This is a genomic window from Phytohabitans flavus (assembly GCF_011764545.1).
In the GTDB taxonomy this organism is placed as follows: Bacteria; Actinomycetota; Actinomycetes; order Mycobacteriales; family Micromonosporaceae; genus Phytohabitans; species Phytohabitans flavus.
The window spans coordinates 8,730,371-8,748,109 of sequence record NZ_AP022870.1 but is presented as its reverse complement, the minus strand read 5'-3'; the positions used below and the strand labels follow the sequence as shown (position 1 = coordinate 8,748,109).

Genomic DNA, 17,739 nt, shown 5'->3' with positions numbered 1-17,739 from the left:
CCTTACAGGGCCGGGTACGCGTTCTGCATCAGCTGCGTAACCTGCGCCGGGAACCAGGCACCCGAGATCGGCGCGCCGGAAAGCGAGCCGGTCGCGTTGTTGCCGTTACGGGCGTTGCCGCCGTACGTCGGGTCGCACATACGGTCGAAGCCCTTGCCCTCGTTGTTCGGGATCTCGGTGCTGGAGCCGTCCGACTCGCCCGGGGGCTTGACCCAGACGTAGGCGTCGATGCCGGTGGCCGGGTTGGCCCGCGGCCGCTCACCGAGGCCGGCGCCGCTCTGGTTGCACCAGTTGCCCTTGTGGATACGGCGGTCGATCTTCGAACCGTTGATCTGCTCGTCCAGCGTGCCCGTGGTCCGCGGGCCGGTCGGACGCGCCGAGCCGCCCCAGCCGTTGCGGGACGTGTCGATCAGCATGCCGATGCTCGACGGGAACCCGGCCTGGACGAGCCGGCTCCGGAACGCCTGAGCGAAGCTCAGCTCGTCGTTGTACCGGTTCCAGTCGATCCACTTGGACGGGCGGTTCTGCTCGGTCACCGTGATGTACGGCTCCTGGAGGGCCGAGTAGTTGGCCGTGTTGGTGATGAAGCCGGTCACGTTGGCGATGTTGCTGCCCTGCGCGCGGGCGGCGGTGGCCAGCAGCTCGGCGGTCGGGCCGAAGTTGTCGTCCCAGCCGATCCAGCCGTGGTGCGCGGCGTCGATGTAGTTGTACACGTTCGGGATCGCGCCGAGCTTCCCAAGGGCGTACCCGACGCCGGCGACGTAGTTGCCGTTGGACTTCATCGTGTTGCACATCGCGGTCTCGGTCGCCCGGCCCGCCACGTTCGTGATCAGGTTCGGCAGCGAGTCGATCTCGATGATGTTGATGATCCGCAGGCTCCGGAACCGCGCGTCGTTCTGGTACGCGGCGATCGGGTCGATGTACGCCGTCTTGTACCGGTCGATCTCGGTCGGGCCGAGCTCACCGTTCGACGCCAGCGCGGCACAGTCGCGGCCGGGCAGGTTGTAGATCACGAACTGGATGTACGACGCACCCTGGCGCACGGCCTCGAGCAGGTGGTCCTCGACGCCCATCGGGCCGTTCGAGCTGCTGCCGCTGGTGCCCTCGATCGCGGCGATCCGGTCGATCCACACCGCGGTCGGGTTGCTGGAGATCCGGCTACCACCGGAGACGCTCTCCGCCTTGGCCTTCCACTCCGGGTTCACGTAGCCCCGACCACCCGCGTACGGGTTGTCGACGCGCGTTCCGGGCGGCGGGGTCGTCGGGTTCGACGTCGGCGGCGTCGTGGGAGGGGTGGTGGGCGGCGTCGTGGGCGGGTGGTCGGGTTGCCCGTCGGCCCACCGGTGGTGGGGTTGGTCGTGCCGGTGCAGGCCACACCGTTGACCGAGAACGCGGTCGGGTTGTTGTTCGTGCCGGTGTGGCTGCCGGTGAAGCCGGGGTTGACCGTGCCGCCGTTGGGGACGGCACCGTTCCACGACTCGTTGGCGACGGTCACCCCGGTGCCGCTCTGGGTGAAGCGGCCGCTCCAGCCCTGCGTCACACGCTGGCCGTTGGCGAACGAGAACGTGAGGTTCCACGAGGTCCACGCGTCACCGACGTTGCGGATGACGATGTTGCCCTGGAACCCGGTGTTCCATGAGTTGGTGACCGTGTAGGTCACGCTGCAACCCGCGGCGGCGCTGGCTGGCAAAGCCTGGATCACCGAGAGGCCGCCCAAGCCAAGCACAGCGACCGCGCCAATGGCGAGACGCTGCTTCCGGGTACGACTCGAGACGAGTCTCATTCCTGTTACTCCTACTTCGTCGCGCGGCACCAGAGCGGGAGGCTCTGGCGTGGCGGGCCGCGGGCGTTTGCGGACGCGCGCGCCGCAGGCACGCCTAACGGGTAGCTCGCCGGCCCGGAAGGCAAGCTGGAGATGGAGAAACCCGCCCAGCCTGACGACTGGGGGCAGTGGTCCGCCGTGCGGAGCGGCTGGAGGCCGGCCCGCGTGCCCTGGCGAAGCTCACTCGCATCGGCTCCCCGAATGCGTAGAGCGAGTCTTGCATGGGAGGGCTCCCACGCACAAGCAGCGCGGCAAGAAAGCGATTCCTAGCAGGCCTTCCGCCAACACGACAGATCGGACGCATCGGCGCGACTCGATACATCCGGCCCCGGAAATGCACGGCGCGGGGCCGGAGGACGGCCCCGCGCGCGACGAGAAGAGTGAGGGAAGTGAGGAGCTACAGCGGCCTGCGGCCACGGGTGGACACGAACTGGTACGAGAGCGACGCGAACGAGGGGTCGCGCGAGAGCTGGCGGAACGCGCGCAGCTGGTCCAGCGAGATACCCGCCGCCAGCAGCCGCGGCTCCAGGGTGCGGGAGTTGATGTCGTGCAGCGCCGCACCGGCCGAGCCGCCGGTCCAGCTCTGCGAGTGGGTGACGGTGTCCACTTCGGTGAGCCCGGCGCGCACCATCTCCGTGTGCACGTCCTGCGCCCAGGCAAGGTCCGCGCCCCGGTCGTGCAGTACGCCCAGGATCGCCTCCATCACCTGCTGGAAGAGCTTCGCCGCGTCGTCCGACGGCGCGGTCAGCACGCGCAGCGGTGCCGTGCAGTCGAACTCCTCCACCACCAGCCAGCCGCCCGGGCCAGGGCGCGGACCATCTCGGCCATCACCTTGCGGCGCTCGGGCAGGTGGAGCAGGAGCAGGCGGGCGTGGATCAGGTCGTACGGGCCACCCGCCGGAGCCGGCTCGGTACGGGCGTCGTGCCGTACCACGGTGAGGTTGTTCGTGGCCGCGAGATGCGACGGGTCGATGTCGGAGGCGACGACGTTGCCCTCGGGGCCTACGGCGGTGGCCATCAGCCGGGCGACCGAGCCGCCGCCGGCGCCGGCCTCCCAGCAGGTCGCACCCGCGCGCATGAGGGGACGGAGGCGGGCGCCCGTCAGCGGGTCGAGGAACGCCTCCAGTGTGGCCAGTTGGGCGTCGGCCTCGGGTGCGTGGTTGTCGAACGAGTAGCCGGTCGGCACGTTCGGTCAGCTCCTTTGCGGTAGTGGCTGGTCGATGCTCAGCAACGACTGGACGGTCGTGGGATCCGCGCGTACCTGCGCGGTTGGCGCGTCGAAGACCACGCGCCCGTAATCCAGGACTGCGATCCGGTCCGCCACCTCGATCGCGTGGTCGAGCCGCTGCTCCACGAGCAGCAGGCTCAGTCCGGCTCTGGCCAGGTCGGCGACCAGGCCGCGCACCCGGGCGGCCAGGTCCAGGGCGAGCCCTTCGGAGGGCTCGTCCAGCAACAGCACCCGGGGCTGGGTGAGCAGCGCCCGGGCGATCGCGAGCATCTGCTGCTCGCCGCCGGAAAGCTGGTCGCCCCGGTGGCTGAGCCGCTCCCCCAGGCGGGGCAACAGCTCCAGCACGCCCTTGATGGTCCACATCGGACCTTCCTGGTGACGCGCGGCGAGCTTGAGGTGTTCGGCCACGGTCAGGCTTGGGAAGACCCGCCGTCCCTGCGGGACGATGCCCACCCCGGCCCGCGCCACCTGATGCGCTGGGCGGCCGGCCAGGTCCGTGCCGCCGATCTCCACCACGCCGGAGTACGGGCGGAGCAAGCCCGCGATCGCGTGTACCAGCGTGGTTTTGCCCGCGCCATTGCGGCCAACCAGCGCCTGCACCGTGCCCGCCTCGACGCCGAGCCCCACGCCGTGCAGCACCCGCCCGCCGTGGTAGCCGGCGTAGAGCCCGTCGACGCGGAGCGCGAAAGCCATCAGGCCACCGCCCCGCTGTACGCCTGGCGCACCGTGTGCGACATCCGGATCTCGTCCGGCGTACCGCTGACCACGTACTGGCCGTCGCGGAGCACGGTGACCACGTCGGCGAACGCGTATACGAGGTCCAGCCGGTGCTCGACGAGCAGCACGGTCATGCCCTCCGGCAGGTCGCGGAGCACCTCGCCGAGCCGCTCGAACTCCACAGCGGACAGTCCCGCCGCCGGCTCGTCCAGCAGAAGCAGCCGTGGCTCGCCGGCCAGCGCCATGGCGATCTCCAGCTGGCGCCGCTGCCCGTGCGACAGCCGCGCCGCCTCCACCCCGGCCTGGTCGGCGAGGCCGAGCCGGTCGAGCAGCTCGATGGCCGGGCGACGGGAACGCCTTACGCCGCCACGCGACTGCGCCGCCGCCACCGCCACGTTGTCCAATGTGGTCAGTGACGGCCACACCGCCGGGCGCTGGTGGATCCGGCCGATCCCCAGCCGCGCCCGCCGCGCCGGCCCGCTCCCGGTGATGTCCCGCCCGTCGAACCGGATCCGCCCGCCGCTCGGCCGGATCGCGCCGGCCACCAGGTCGAGCAGCGTGGTCTTGCCGGCGCCGTTGGGCCCGATGATCGCGCGCCGCTCGCCCGGCGCGATGCGCAGGTCGATCCGGTCGACGGCGACGAGCGAGCCGTACCGCCGGGTGAGTGCCTCCGTGATCAGGATGTCCGCCATGTGTTACGCCTCCTGGTTTCTACGCCTCATGGCGCCGGGCGAAGCCGCCCGCGCCGCCCGGCCAAGGCGGCGCCAGTCGAATCCCGCCACCCCGCGTGGCAGGAGGTAGGCCGTCACCACGAACAGCGCGCCGAGGAGCAGTGGCGCGTGCCCGGGCAGCAGGCCGGAGAGCCAGTCGCGGGCGGCGAAGACGAACGCCGTACCCGCGGCCGCGCCGAGCATCGACCCGGCGCCGCCGATCACCACCCCCAGCAGGAGCAGGGCGGCGGTGTCGAAGCTGAAGTCGGCCGGCGAGACGTACTGCTGGGTGGTGACGAGCAGCGCCCCGCCCACGCCGGCGATCCCGCCGGCCGCCGCGTACGCCCCGGTCAGGTACGCCGTCACCGGGTGGCCGCTGGCCCGCATGCGTGCCTCGTCGTCGCGGCTGGCCCGCAGCAGGAGCCCGGCCGGCGAGCGGAGCGCGAGCAGCACAAGCGCGACGAGCACGACGACCACCGCGAGGGTGTACAGGTAGCGGGCTCGGTCGGTGTCCAATGTGGGGGCCGCGATCAGCCCGTCCGTGCCGCCGGTCACCGACTTCCAGCGGCTGGCCACGGTGATCGCCAGTTCGCCGATCGCCAGCGTGATCATCAGGACGATCACGCCCCGCGCGTACACCACGAGCGGCGCGGTGAGCAGCGCGAACGCCGCGCCCACCCCGGCCGCCGCGAGCAGCCGCACCGGCTCGTTGGCCACGTCGTGCAGGCCGAGCTGGGCGGCCGCGTACGCGCCGGCGGCGAACGGGGCGGTCTGGCCGAGCGTGGGCAGCCCGGTCACGCCGGTCAGCAGCGCCACGCTCACGCCGACGAGCCCGAGCACGAGCAGCCGGGCGAGCGTCGCCGTCGTGTAGTCGTCGACAAGCCAAGGCAACGCCGCGGCAAAGGCGACGGCGGGGACGAGGAGGAGCCGTTTCATGCGGTACTCCATCGCCTGAGGAGGCCCTGCGCGCGGGCGGCGAGGATCAGCGCCATGGCCGCGTACAAGAGGAAAGGCGCGGCCGTCGGGAGCAGAGCGACCCCGAGGGTCTGGATCTCGCCAACCGCGAGGGCCGCGAGCAGCGTGCCCCCGACGGAGTTGAGGCCGCCGAGCACGACCACGACCAGCGAGAGCAGCAGCACGGTCGCCGCGGTGGTCGGCCCCGGCCCGATGATCGGCGCACCCAGCACACCGGCCAGCCCGGCGAGCGCGCCGGACACCGCCAGCACACCGACCCGCACACGGGTCGGGTTGACGCCGAGGCAAGCCACCATTTGCGGGTCGTCGACGGCGGCCCGCACCAGCATGCCGGCGCGGGTGCGGGTCACCGCCAGGTACAGGCCAACCGCGATCACCGCGGCGACCACGATGAAGACGAGCCGGTACGCGGCGTAGGAGTGCCCCGCGAGGTCGATCGGGCGGTCCAGCGCGGCCGGTACCCGCACCGGCAGGTCGTCCGGGCCGAACGCGCTGACCAGCAGGCTCCCGCCGGCCAGCGCGAGCCCGAAGGTCAGCAGCGCCTGGGTCAGGTGGTCACCGCGCCGTACCGGTGTGAGCAGCCCGGCCAGCGCGGTGCCGGCGGCCGCCGCGGCGACCACCCCGGCGACCAGCGCAAGTGGCACCGCGGCCCAGCCACCGTCGGCCAGCCACGCCGCCACATAGGCGCCGATCGCGTACAGGGTGCCGTGGGCCAGGTTGAGGATCCCGGCGACGCCGAAACTCAACACAAGGCCCGCGGCCACCACGAAGAGCAGCAGACCGTACGCGACGCCGTCGAGCGCCGGTATCAGGTACGGATCCAGCTCACCCATCACTCAGCTACTCGCCGACCGTCGCCAGGTCGCCGACGACCGTGTTGGACAGTGCGCGGCCGTCCGGGCGGACCTGCCGCAGGTACCACTTCTGCACCGGCGAGTGGGTCTTCTTGGAGAACTGCCAGGCACCGCGGGGGCTCTCGATCTGGCCCAGGCCGGCGATGGCGTTGTTGATGCTCTCCGCGGTCGGACTCTCGCCGGCCGCGCCGATCGCCTTGTCCAGCACCGCGGCCGCGTCGAACGAGGCCATCGCGTACGTGGTCGGCGGGCCGTCGTGGTCGGCCTTCCACGCGGCGACGAACTCGCGGTTCTGCGCGTTGTCGAGGTCGGGCGAGTAGTTGAGCACCGAGTAGACGTCACGGGCGGCGGGACCCTGCGCGTTGAGCACGCCGCCCTCGGTCAGGAAGCCGGCCGCGTACAGGGGCAGGCCCTTGACCTCCGACTGCGAGTACTGCTTGACGAAGTCGATCGCCGCCGCGCCCGCGTAGAACGTGTAGACCGCCGTGGCGCCAGAGGCCTTGATCTTCGCGAAGTACGGGGTGAAGTTCTTCGTGGCCGGGAACGGCGTGAACAGCGTCTTGCCGTCGTCGTTGGCGAGTTTGCCGCCGGCCTTGGCGAACGCGTCGGTGAAGCCCTGTAGCTGGTCCCAGCCACCCTGGTAGTCCGGGCCGATCGCGTACACCTCGCCCTTGACGTTGTCCTTCACGTACTGGGCGATCGCCGCGCCGGTCTCCTGCGACAGGTACGACGTGACCCAGTTGTAGGTGACGTCCTTCAGCACAGGCCGGGCGTTGGAGCCGATGAACGGGATCTTCGCCTGGCCCAGCACGGGCTGGATCGCCGCGGCCGAGCCACCGCCGACCACGCCGGTGAGCGCGACGACCTTGTGCTTCTTGACCAGGTCGGTGGCGGCGGGCACAGCGGTCGGCGCGCCGTCGCCCTCGTCCGCCACGACAAGCTCGACCGGATGGCCGCCCAGCTGACCACCGTGCATGTTGAGGTAGAGCTGGAAGCCGTCGCGGATGTCCGTACCGATCGCCTGGTACGTGCCGGACAGCGAGGCGAGCAGGCCGATCTTGAGGGTGCCGCTGGCGGCACTGCTGTCGCCGCCGCAGGCCGTCGCTCCGGTGGCCGCCAAGCCGAGGGCAATCAGCGCGGCGGTCATCTTCTGGATACGCATGGGTACTCCGTGTTCGGGCTGAAAGGACCGGGGGTGGTTCGGTTCAGCGGGTGTGGGTGAGGGCTGAGCGCGCCGCCGGGGTGAGGGCGTCGCCGATGCGGTTGGCTAGCTCCGTCATCTCGTACGAGACCTTCCCGACATCGCAGTTGGGGGTGGCCAGCACGAGCAGCGACGCACCGTCGTTGAAGGCCATGGAGAACATGAAGCCGCCTTCGAGCTGGGTGACGTTGGAGATCACCGCGCCCGCGTCGAAGAAGGCGGCGGCGCCGCGCAGGAGGCTGACGAGTCCGCTGCCGGTGGCCGCGAGCTGGTCGGCCCGGTCCGGCGGCAGTGCGCGGGTGGCGGCCACCATGAGCCCGTCCGCCGAGATGGCGATGGCGTGGCTGACGTCCGGCGCACGCTCGGCGAAGCTGTCCAGCATCCAGCCGAGGTCTCTCACGTTGGTCACGAAGGCTCTCCTGTCGCGTCGTTGTTGGGTGAGGCGTTGGCCAGGGGACGGCGGCCCGCGACACCGCGGGCGTACGCGGACATGGCGGACGCGACCTGCGCGGGGTCGCGACGCTCCGCCCGGCCCTGGTCGCCGCTGGGCGGGACCGCGCCGGGGATCAGGTGTGCCTGTGGCTTCCGGATCGGCAGGCCGGTGCGAGTGGTACCGACCGCCTTCGGGGTCTCGAGCTGGGACGCCGCGCGCCAACCGTCGTCACCGGGAGTGCTCCAGTTGGTCACGGCCGGCGGGACCGGCGACTCGACCGCGGGGATGGGGGTGCTCGGCGGGACTTCTCGCTGCTCCAGCCCGACGCCGTGATCAGCCCGGAACCAGCTGTTGACCTGCTCGAAGATGATCAGCTCCTGGGTCTGGTCGATCTCCCGTACCGGTACGCGGCCCTGGATCGCGATCGGGTCCGGTGGCGGTGGCAAGGCGGGCGGCTTGGGCGGAAGCACAGGGCTGGCGCCCTGGGCCGCACCGCCGCGAGCCGGGAGCCCGCCGTTCTGCCCCTGGAGCCCGCCGCTCTGCCCGTGCAGGCCACCGTTCTGGCCGTGCAGCCCACCGTTCTGACCGTGCAGGCCGCTGTTTCCGGGGGCAGGGCATTCCCGGGCAACGGTCCGGCGTGCGGGGTACGCGGCAGCGGGATCTGCATGCCGGCCGGCGCCGGGCTGACCGGGATCGGGCCGTCCATGCGGATGCTGGCCTCCAGCGGGCTCCCGAAGAGCGGCGAGTGGCCCGCGCTGGGCAGCTCCTCGTCCTCCGGCAGCGGGCGGATCAGCTTGCCCGGCAGCGCGACCTCGGCGATCGTGCCGAGCCGCGGGCCCGGGCGCAGCTCCACCGTCGCGCCGAGGCGGATGGCGAGCTGGCCGACCACGACGAGACCCATCGCCCGGACCGCGGCGACGTCGATCGCCGGCGGCTGGCGCAGCAGGTGGTTGAGCTGGGCCAGCCGCTCCTTGGGCAGGCCCACGCCCTCGTCGCTGATCTGCACGATGACCCGGTCGCCGAGGCTCCGGGCGGTCACCCAGGTCTCGCTCTCCGGCGGGGCGTACGTGGTCGCGTTGTCCATCAGCTCGGCGAGCAGGTGCACGACCTCGTCCACCCCGTCCCGGGAGACCGCCACGTCGGTGTCGACCACGCCGAGGCGTACCCGCTCGTAGTGCTCGATCTGGGAGAGCGCGGCTTGGAGCATCTTGGACAGCGGTACGTCGTCCTGCCGCATGCGACCGACGCCGACGCCGCCGAGCACCAGGAGGCTGGCGTTGATCCGCCCCATCCGGGTGGCCAGGTTGTCCAATGTGTACAGCCGCTGAAGCCGATCGGGGTCGGTCTCGTCCTGCTCGACGAGGTCGACCTGGGCCAGCACCGCGTCCACCAGGCGCTGCTCGCGGCGGCTGAGGTGGATGAAGATCTTCGCGGTGTTGGCCCGCATGACGGCCTGCTCGGCGGCGGTACGGACAGCGGCACGGTGTACCGCGGTGAACGCCTCGCCCACCTCGCCGATCTCGTCGCCGCTGCCCCGGTCCAGGTTGGTGGTCACCTGCGCGGCCAGCATCTCGGGGTGTACCGAGGCATCGGGCCGGCGCAGCTCCTCGACCATCGCGGGCAGCTCGTCGAACGCGACCGTGTTCGCCGCGTCCCGCAGCCGCCGCAGGCGGTTTGTGATCTGGCGGGCGACCGCCCAGGTGACCAGCACGGTCAGGGCGAGCGCCACGGCCATCGCGGCCCCTTCGAGGATCGCGTTGCGCCGCTCGTCCACGCGCGCAGCGTCGATCTCGTCGAAGACCGCGGCGTCGACGCGCTGCTGCACCTCGTACAGCCGGCGGGCCCAGGACTGGGTCGCGGCGATCCAGTCTGCGGTGGATACCCGCAGCTTGGCGCCCGTTTCCGCCCGGGAGACCTGGTCCTGCAGGCGTTGCAGGCCGACGATCTCCTGCCCGCTGCCGGCCTGCTCCCACCAGACCCGCCACTCGGGGCTGGCCAGGCTGAGGAACGTCAGGCTGTTCTCGGTGAAGCCGGTGCGCGAGGCGGTGATGTCCTGCTGCATCGCCGGCGTCAGCTGGCCGGCGGCCAACGCACGCATGACCGCGACCTGCTGCTGGCCGACGGACTCGCCGGCCTTGGAGAGGGCCGAGGAGGCACGGATCTGGTCGGCGATCTCCGCCGACTCGACGCCCTGCGCGGTCGCCTCCCGGTATGCCAGCAGGTCCGCGATGATGATGCGGTAGCTGAAGGTCATGGCAGAGACCGAGGCGTTCGCCGCGGTGCGCACCTGCGCCCGCAACGGCCCCAGGTCGTTGATTGATCCGTCGATCCGCTGCAAGACGGCAGCGGTGCTGGACGGCACGGACGGCACGAGGGCCCGCTGCCGCCGATACTGGGCGACTGCCTGGTCCGTCTCCGCCGTCTGCTTCGCGTACGCGTCCTCTTGTCGGGTGCCCCGGTGGCCAGAAGATCGGCCGCGGAGACTCGCTCGCGCTGCAACTGATACGCCAGGGCGCCCGCGTCGGCGCCGAGGCGCGCGAGGACGCCGAGGTCACTTGCCCGCTCGGCTTGCTGGACGCTGCCCGCCAGCGCCAGGCCGGCGAAGCCGACGACGGCGACCAAGGGCGCGGCCACGATGATCCGCATCCGAGATGCGATCTTCCAGCCCCGCTGCCGAGGTCCCGGCCGGGCCGCATGGGCTTTAGTACCGGACGCCAAGATTCACTCCCACGGGTGGTCGGCACAGTTCCATGTGCACGTTGCAGCTCGCAATTCCCCTCCGGTCGCACATGGGGTGCGACAAACGGGGTTACCCGTGGCGAGACGAACCGGTACCCACATCTGTACCGCTCGAAGAGGATCAACCACTCTCCGCAATCACTCTCAGTGCACAGCCTCGAGTGGCGCCACTTGCCCACCGTCGATCAACACATTGAGAGATTTGCCCCGGTCCGCGTCACCTGCGGACCGTTTGCTCCCGCGGGCACCGCTCCGTCGGGCGGCCGGCTTCGCTAGCGCTCGCCGACCCCCCGACCTCCGCTGCCAGCTCCGCGCGCCAAGCCCACCGGGGCAAACCGCCCCGTGCGCACACCCCGCCGCGTTCCGTCACCGCACCAATCAAGATCCCGACAAAATCCCTGATTCTGCTGCCTTACACCGCGCTCGAAGCAGCAAAATCAGGGATTTTGCTGCCTCCGCCAAGCCGGGTCGGGCGTGGGCGCGGGTGAGGAGCAGCTCGATGCCCGCGCGGAGCTGCCCGACGGCGGCTGTGCGCGGCGTGGGCCGGCAGGATTGAAACTGGTGCTAGCGGTGGCCTTGGCTGAGGGCGCGGTCGATGGCCGTGCGCAGGTCGTCTAGCTCGACGACGACCTCGCTGGGGCCGCGCCGCGCGCCGTTGTCGACGATCATCGCCACGATGTCGTCGGCGGGTGTGTGCCGGCGGGGTGTGGCGCGCTCGCGCGGTCCGCGCCGTCCGTCCGCGGCCATCTGCTCGCGGGCGACGTCAGGCCAGAGCGAGGCGAGCAGGCCGCCCGTGCCAAGCACCTCGTCGCAGCGGACCGCCAGCTCGCGGCTTCCGTAGCGCCGGCCGGACTCGACCGCGGCCACTGTCTCGCGGCTGAAGCGGACGCGGTCGGCGAGCGCGCGCTGGGTCATCCCCTTGCGGGTGCGCCAGCGCCGCAGCTCGCCACGAAACCGCCGACTTGCCATCGGATCGGGGGCAGCATCGGATGGTGCACGGTCCATGTGTCACCTTCGAGTCGACCCGGCCATTAGAGAATCCGCCGGTCCCATTCTGGCGGCCGGGCCGACCTCTGGATAGCTACCCCAAATGATCGATTTGGATCGTTACGGCCAGTCAGGCCGCGCGCGGAGTCCGATCGTCCATCTGGGCGAAGGTCTCAACGAAGACCGGCAATGCGTTGTGCGCCCGGAATCCCACGTTCGGCTTGAACGAACTGGCGTGCTCGGGCGCGAGCCGCAACCCGGGTACAGCCGCGGTCAGGTGGGTGAGCGCCACCTGCGCCTCCAGCCGGGCCAGCGCGGCACCGATGCAGAAATGCGGTCCGTAACCGAACGACAGGTGCTCGCGCACGTCCGCGCGGTGCGGGTCGAAGACGTCCGGGTGGGCGAACGTCGCCGCGTCGCGGTTGGCCGCGCCCAGCAGCAGCAGGCAGCGGGAACCGGCCGGGATCGTGGTATCGCCGATCGCCACGTCGCGCGTGGTGACCCGGAGCCAGCCGTCGATCGCCGGGCCGAAGCGCAGGGTCTCCTCCACGAAGGCGGCGACGCCGGACGGGTTTTCCACCAGCCGCTCCCACCGGGAGGGGACCGACAGCGCGTTGTCCAGGCCGTGCGCGATCAGGCCGGACGTGGTCTCGTGCCCCGCCACCAGGAGGTTGAAGGCGAAGCTGGCGACCTCGTTCTCGGTCAGGATCTCGTCGTCGCCGGCCCGGTAGCGCAGCGCCTTGCTGATGAAGTCGTCGCCTGCGTCCGCGTCCTGGACACGGAGGGTGACGAGCTTCTGGCAGTACCGCCAGAAGTCGAGCAGGCCACGCGCCAGGCGCACCTGTTCTTCCGGCTCGGGCTGTCCCCAGATCAGCGCGATCTGCCCGTCGGACCAGTTCTTGATCGCCGGCACGTCCTCCGCTGGCACCCCGAGGAGGTCGACGATGACCAGCAGCGGCAGCTCGGCCGCGAAGTCCGAAACAAGATCGACGACGGTGCCCCGCCGGGCGACAAGGCGGGACACCAGCTCGTCGACGCGCCGGCGCACGATGGCGCCGTACTGCTCGTTCACACGTGCGGACGTGTTCGGGAACGTCGCCCGCAGCGCGCGGCGAGTGCGCGTATGCGTCGGCGCATCGGCCGCCGCGGTGGTCGGCGGAGCGTCGATCTCCATGACGATCGACAGCGCCTCCGGACACATGTCATAAATGGGCAATAGGGTCAACGCGTTACTGAATGCTTCGCTGTCGCCCAGCGCGTTGCGCACATCAGTGTGTCTGGTGATCAACCACAGTCCGAGATCCTCGGCGTAATGCACCCGCTCGGGGCCGTCGAGCAGATCCCGCCAAATAGCGGCCGGGTCGGTTAGATAGGTGCCAGAGAACGGCCTGAGCTCCATGCCTTGCCTCCTCGGGACTTCTACCGTGCGATACCGCGGAGGCATTAGTCAATAGCCATTCTTGATACGCAATTCGAGGTTCACGTGCGCTCAATAGATGCAAGTTGCGTGTTGCACGTTAGCCTTGTTTCTTGCACCCAAACAAACAGTCGTACGGGCTATGGGAGGAACACTTCGCCCGGTTTGACCACTCGTAGCCACCGGCAGCCGTACCGGTCCAGGCGCAGCGACACCCGCCCGTCCCCCACCGGCGTGACGCCGTCGCCGAGCAGGTCGACCAAACGGTCGCCGGACTCGACGCCGTCCAGCCGCAGCGCCACCTCGACCGGCTCGCCGGCGAAGTTGTGCAGCGCGACCACCGTGCCGCCGTCCTGGTCGGCGCGGTGGGCCAGCACCTGCTCGGCCTCGTGCGGCAGTACCTCGTACCGGCCCCAGGCCAGCTCGGGGCACTGCCGGTAGCGGCGGATCAGCAGCTTCATCCAGGACAGCAGCGAGTGCGGGTCGCGGAGGTGGGACGCCACGTTGACCTTTGACGGGCCGTACTCGCCCTGGACGACCGGCGCGACAAGCTTCTCCGGGTCGCCCGTGGAGAAGCCGGCGTTGTCGTCGTCGGACCACTGCATCGGGGTGCGCACCGCGTTGCGCCCCTCGAAGCTCAGCTCCTCGCCCATGCCGATCTCCTCGCCGTAGAAGAGCACCGGCGTGCCGGGCAGTGAGAAGAGGAGGCTGTAGACAAGGCGGATCCGGTCCGGGTCACCGTCCAACATGGGAGGTAGGCGGCGGCGCAGGCCGCGGCCGTACAGCTGCATCCGCGGCTCCCGCCCGAAGGCGTCGAAGACCTCCTGCCGCTCCTGCTCGCTGAGCTTGTCGAGCGTCAGCTCGTCGTGGTTGCGGACGAACGTCGCCCAGTGCGCGTCCTTGGGCTGCTCCGGCCGCTCCCGCAGCGCCTCGGCGAGCGGGCCGGCCTGCTGCCGCGCCAGCGACAGGTAGAGCCGCTGCATCCCGATGAAGTCGAAGCACATCGTGAGCTCGTCGCCGTCCTCGTCGCCGAAGAAGCGCATGGTGTCCGGGTACGGCAGGTTGACCTCGCCGAGCAGCACCGCCTCGCCGTTGCGCCGGGACAGGTAGGCACGCAGGTCGCGCAGGTACGCGTGCGGGTCGGGCAGGTCCTCCGCGTCCAGCGCGCCGTCGGTCTCCAGCAGGAACGGCACCGCGTCCACCCGGAAGCCGGACAGTCCCAGGTGGAGCCAGTAGCCGAGCACGCGCATGATCTCGTCCCGGACGGCTGGGTTGGCCACGTTCAGGTCCGGCTGGTGCTTGTAGAACCGGTGCAGGTAGTACTGTCCCGCCTGCTCGTCGTACTCCCAGAGGCTCTTCTCCTGGTCCGGGAAGACGACGCCCTCGGGGCCGTCGGCGGGCGGCTTGTCGCGCCAGACGTACCAGTCCCGGTGTGGTGACTCGGGGCTGGAGCGGGCGCTCTGAAACCACGGGTGCCGGCTCGAGGTGTGGTTGACCACGAGGTCGGCGATCACCCGGATGCCCCGGTCGCGGGCCACCTGGAGAAACTCGACGAACTCGCCGCCGGTGCCCAGCCGGCTGTCGACGCCGTAGAAGTCGGTGATGTCGTAGCCGTCGTCGCGGTCCGGCGTCGGGTAGAAGGGCATCAGCCAGATACAGGTCACGCCCATCTCGTCGAGGTACCCGACGCGCTGGGCCAGGCCGCGGAAGTCACCGCAGCCGTCGCCGTTGGCGTCGAAGAAGGTCTCCACGTCGAGGCAGTAGACGACCGCGTTCTTCCACCACAGGTCGGCGGTGTGGCTGAGCTTCACGACGCACCCCCGCGCAGCTGGGGCAGCACCTTGCCGCCGAAGACGTCCAGGAACTCGTCCTGCTCCTGCCCCACGTGGTGCACGAAGATCTGCTCGAAGCCGAGGTCCGCGTACTCCTGGAGCCAGGCCGCGTGCTGCCCCGGGTCCGCGGAGATCCGCACGACGCCGTGCATGGCCTCCGGGGTACGTGCTTCGCCGCCTCCTCGAAGTGCTCGACAAGCTCGAGGTCCCAGCAGACCGGTGGGGCGAAGACGTTGGTACGCCACTGGTCGTGCGCGATCCGCAGTGCCTCCTCCTCGTCGGCCGCGTAGCTGACGTGTACCTGGAGGCGCAGCGGCCCGCGACCGCCGGCCTCGCGGTAGGCGTCGACCATCCGGCGCAGGTGATCGTGCGGCGCGCCCACTGTGATCAGTCCGTCGGCCCACTCCGCGCACCACCGCGCGGTCTCGATGCCGACCGCGGCGCCGACCAGCGCGGGCATCCTGGCGGGACGGCTCCACAGCTTCGCCCGGTCCACCGTGACCAGTCCGTCGTGGGTCACCTCGGCGCCGGCCAGCAGCGCCCGGATCACGTCGACGCACTCGCGCAGCCGGGCGTTGCGCACCTCCTTACGCGGCCAGCCGTCGCCGGTGATGTGCTCGTTGCTGTACTCGCCGGTGCCGAGCGCGGCCCAGAACCGCCCCGGATACATCGCGGCCAGCGTGCCGATGGCCTGCGCGAGGATCGCCGGGTGGTACCGCTGGCCGGGTGCGGTCACGACGCCGAAGGGCAGCCGGGTGGCCTGGAGCGCGGCGCCCAGCCACGACCAGGCGAAGCCGGACTCGCCCTGGCGCTCACTCCACGGGGAGAAGTGGTCGGAGGACATCGCCGCGTCGAAGCCGGCCCGCTCGGCCCGGACGGCCGCCGCGAGCAGGTTACCGGGGGTGATCTGCTCATGCGAGGCGTGGAAGCCGTAGAGGGTCATGCGCGAGAACGTGCCCCTATCCGCGCAGTCTTACACCGGCCGTTCATCGGTGACGGATAAAGTCAGGTGCGTCCGTACGAAAAGCCGGGAGTGAGCGATGCCTGAGACCGTCCGCCTCAACGAGCTACCCGAGTGGGCCGCGCTGGCCAAACACCGCGCGGAGCTGGGCGGGACGCACCTGCGGGAGCTGTTCGGGGCCGACCCGGGGCGCGCCAGCCAGCTCACGGTGCGGGTCGGTGATCTCTACCTGGACTACTCCAAGCACCTCGTCACCGGCGAGACGCTGGCGCTGCTGCGTGACCTGGCGGCGGCGCGGGGCGTGGCCGAGCTCCGCGACGCGATGTTCCGTGGCGAGAAGATCAATGTCACTGAGCGTCGCGCTGTGCTGCACACCGCCCTGCGCGCACCACGGGACGCGGTGATCGAGGTGGACGGTGAGAACGTCGTGCCGGCCGTGCACGCGGTTCTGGACAAGATGGCCCAGTTCGCCAACTCGGTACGGACCGGCGCCTGGACCGGCGCCACCGGCAAGCGGATCCGTACGGTCGTCAACATCGGCATCGGCGGCTCCGACCTGGGGCCCGCGATGGCGTACGAGGCGCTCCGGCCGTACACCGCACGCGCGCTCGACTTCCGCTTCGTGTCCAACGTGGATGGCGCGGACCTGCACGAGGCGGTCCGTGACCTCGACCAGGCCGAGACACTCTTCATCGTCGCGTCGAAGACGTTCACCACGATCGAGACCATCACCAACGCCACCTCGGCCCGCACCTGGCTCGTCGACGGGCTCGGCGGCGACGAGAGCGCGGTCGCGAAGCACTTCGTCGCGCTGTCGACAAACGCCAAGGAGGTCGCCGACTTCGGCATCGACACGCAGAACATGTTCGAGTTCTGGGACTGGGTGGGCGGCCGCTACTCGTACGACTCCGCGATCGGCCTCTCGCTGATGGTCGCGATCGGACCGGACCGCTTCCGCGAGATGCTCGACGGCTTCCACCTCGTGGACGAGCACTTCCGCAACGCGCCGCCGGAGGCGAATGCGCCGATGCTGCTCGGCCTGCTCGGCGTCTGGTACGGCGCCTTCTTCGACTCCCAGTCGCACGCGGTGCTGCCGTACAGCCACTACCTCTCCAAGTTCACGGCATACCTTCAGCAGCTCGACATGGAGTCCAACGGCAAGTACATCGACCGCCAGGGCGAGCCGGTGCGGTGGCAGACCGGCCCGGTGGTGTGGGGTACGCCCGGCACCAACGGGCAGCACGCGTACTACCAGCTGCTGCACCAGGGTACGAAGATGATCCCGGCCGACCTGATCGGCTTCGCCCAGCCGGTGGCCGAGCTGCCGCCACGGCTTGCCGCGCAGCACGACCTGCTGATGGCCAACCTCTTCGCGCAGGGGCAGGCGCTCGCGTTCGGCAAGACCGCCGACGAGGTACGCGCCGAGGGGGTGCCGGAGGAGCAGGTGCCGCACCGTACGTTCCTGGGCAACCACCCGACGACCACGATCCTCGCCAACGAGCTGTCGCCGTCGGTGCTCGGGCAGCTCGTCGCGCTGTACGAGCACAAGGTCTTCGTGCAGGGCGCGATCTGGGACATCGACTCGTTCGACCAGTGGGGCGTGGAGCTGGGCAAGGTGCTCGCCAAGCGGGTCGAGCCGGCGCTCACCGAGGGTGCGGACGTGTCGGGTCTGGACCCGTCCACCGCCAACCTCGTCGCAAGCTACCGCGAGCTACGCGGCCGCTAACCCCAGGCGCCTGGATCAGGGTTGGTGCGGCGTCGCGAGGCGAAAGGCAGCGGTCTGTCCACGATCTCATCGCAGATCAATTGATCATGAGCTACCGCGATGTCCGCGGTGGTCCAGACCGCTGCTCCCGCAGCCTCA

At 70.6% G+C, this 17,739-nt stretch carries 15 protein-coding genes and 2 pseudogenes; 1 reads left to right on the top strand and 16 read right to left on the bottom strand.

Going from position 1 to position 17,739, the window contains the following annotated elements:
- Positions 1-2: 2 nt before the first annotated feature.
- The 16 genes and pseudogenes from Pflav_RS38955 to Pflav_RS38890 form a co-directional block, all read right to left on the bottom strand.
- A pseudogene (locus Pflav_RS38955) lies at positions 3-1,783 on the bottom strand (glycoside hydrolase family 6 protein).
- 436 nt (positions 1,784-2,219) lie between these two features.
- Positions 2,220-2,606 carry a hypothetical protein gene (locus Pflav_RS38950; protein WP_173041581.1) on the bottom strand — a complete coding sequence of 129 codons (387 nt, stop codon included), beginning with the start codon at positions 2,604-2,606 and terminating at the stop codon, positions 2,220-2,222.
- Positions 2,567-3,007, bottom strand: a complete 441-nt coding sequence (locus tag Pflav_RS38945; protein ID WP_173041580.1) for a class I SAM-dependent methyltransferase — start codon at positions 3,005-3,007, stop codon at positions 2,567-2,569. The genes Pflav_RS38950 and Pflav_RS38945 overlap by 40 nt, the downstream gene beginning before the upstream one ends.
- Positions 3,008-3,013: 6 nt before the next feature.
- A complete protein-coding gene (locus Pflav_RS46810) occupies positions 3,014-3,742 on the bottom strand; it encodes an ABC transporter ATP-binding protein (RefSeq protein WP_173041579.1) in 729 nt (242 codons plus the stop codon).
- Positions 3,742-4,458 carry an ABC transporter ATP-binding protein gene (locus Pflav_RS46805; protein WP_173041578.1) on the bottom strand — a complete coding sequence of 239 codons (717 nt, stop codon included), beginning with the start codon at positions 4,456-4,458 and terminating at the stop codon, positions 3,742-3,744. Before Pflav_RS46805 ends, Pflav_RS46810 begins: the two co-directional genes overlap by 1 nt.
- A gap of 3 nt (positions 4,459-4,461) precedes the next feature.
- Positions 4,462-5,412 carry a branched-chain amino acid ABC transporter permease gene (locus Pflav_RS44355; RefSeq protein WP_197938852.1) on the bottom strand — a complete coding sequence of 317 codons (951 nt, stop codon included), beginning with the start codon at positions 5,410-5,412 and terminating at the stop codon, positions 4,462-4,464.
- Entirely contained in the window at positions 5,409-6,284 is an 876-nt protein-coding gene (locus Pflav_RS44350) for a branched-chain amino acid ABC transporter permease (protein ID WP_197938851.1), read from the bottom strand. The genes Pflav_RS44355 and Pflav_RS44350 overlap by 4 nt, the downstream gene beginning before the upstream one ends.
- A 7-nt stretch (positions 6,285-6,291) precedes the next feature.
- A complete protein-coding gene (locus Pflav_RS38925; RefSeq protein WP_173041577.1) occupies positions 6,292-7,467 on the bottom strand; it encodes an ABC transporter substrate-binding protein in 1,176 nt (391 codons plus the stop codon).
- A gap of 43 nt (positions 7,468-7,510) precedes the next feature.
- Entirely contained in the window at positions 7,511-7,915 is a 405-nt protein-coding gene (locus Pflav_RS38920; protein WP_173041576.1) for a roadblock/LC7 domain-containing protein, read from the bottom strand.
- Positions 7,912-8,385: a hypothetical protein gene (locus Pflav_RS38915; protein WP_173041575.1), complete on the bottom strand. Its 474-nt coding sequence runs from the start codon at positions 8,383-8,385 to the stop codon at positions 7,912-7,914. The genes Pflav_RS38920 and Pflav_RS38915 overlap by 4 nt, the downstream gene beginning before the upstream one ends.
- Complete coding sequence (locus Pflav_RS46800) at positions 8,310-9,146, bottom strand: sensor histidine kinase (protein ID WP_269474653.1); 837 nt, start codon at positions 9,144-9,146, stop codon at positions 8,310-8,312. Before Pflav_RS46800 ends, Pflav_RS38915 begins: the two co-directional genes overlap by 76 nt.
- A gap of 606 nt (positions 9,147-9,752) precedes the next feature.
- Positions 9,753-10,406 (bottom strand): annotated as a pseudogene (locus Pflav_RS46795) (nitrate- and nitrite sensing domain-containing protein); the annotation flags it as partial.
- Positions 10,407-11,242: 836 nt separating this feature from the next.
- Positions 11,243-11,683 carry a helix-turn-helix transcriptional regulator gene (locus Pflav_RS38905; RefSeq protein WP_173041573.1) on the bottom strand — a complete coding sequence of 147 codons (441 nt, stop codon included), beginning with the start codon at positions 11,681-11,683 and terminating at the stop codon, positions 11,243-11,245.
- Positions 11,684-11,795: 112 nt separating this feature from the next.
- Positions 11,796-13,064: a cytochrome P450 gene (locus tag Pflav_RS38900; RefSeq protein WP_173041572.1), complete on the bottom strand. Its 1,269-nt coding sequence runs from the start codon at positions 13,062-13,064 to the stop codon at positions 11,796-11,798.
- Between the two features lie 158 nt (positions 13,065-13,222).
- A complete protein-coding gene (locus Pflav_RS38895; RefSeq protein ID WP_173041571.1) occupies positions 13,223-14,893 on the bottom strand; it encodes an alpha-amylase family protein in 1,671 nt (556 codons plus the stop codon).
- Positions 14,793-15,857 carry a TIGR03885 family FMN-dependent LLM class oxidoreductase gene (locus tag Pflav_RS38890; RefSeq protein WP_332107835.1) on the bottom strand — a complete coding sequence of 355 codons (1,065 nt, stop codon included), beginning with the start codon at positions 15,855-15,857 and terminating at the stop codon, positions 14,793-14,795. The genes Pflav_RS38895 and Pflav_RS38890 overlap by 101 nt, the downstream gene beginning before the upstream one ends.
- Positions 15,858-15,954: 97 nt before the next feature.
- On the opposite strand from Pflav_RS38890, the gene pgi reads away from it, so the two are divergent.
- The gene (gene pgi / locus Pflav_RS38885; protein ID WP_173041570.1) at positions 15,955-17,601 is read left to right on the top strand and encodes a glucose-6-phosphate isomerase; all 1,647 of its coding nucleotides are present in this window, start codon (positions 15,955-15,957) and stop codon (positions 17,599-17,601) included.
- Positions 17,602-17,739: the final 138 nt, after the last annotated feature.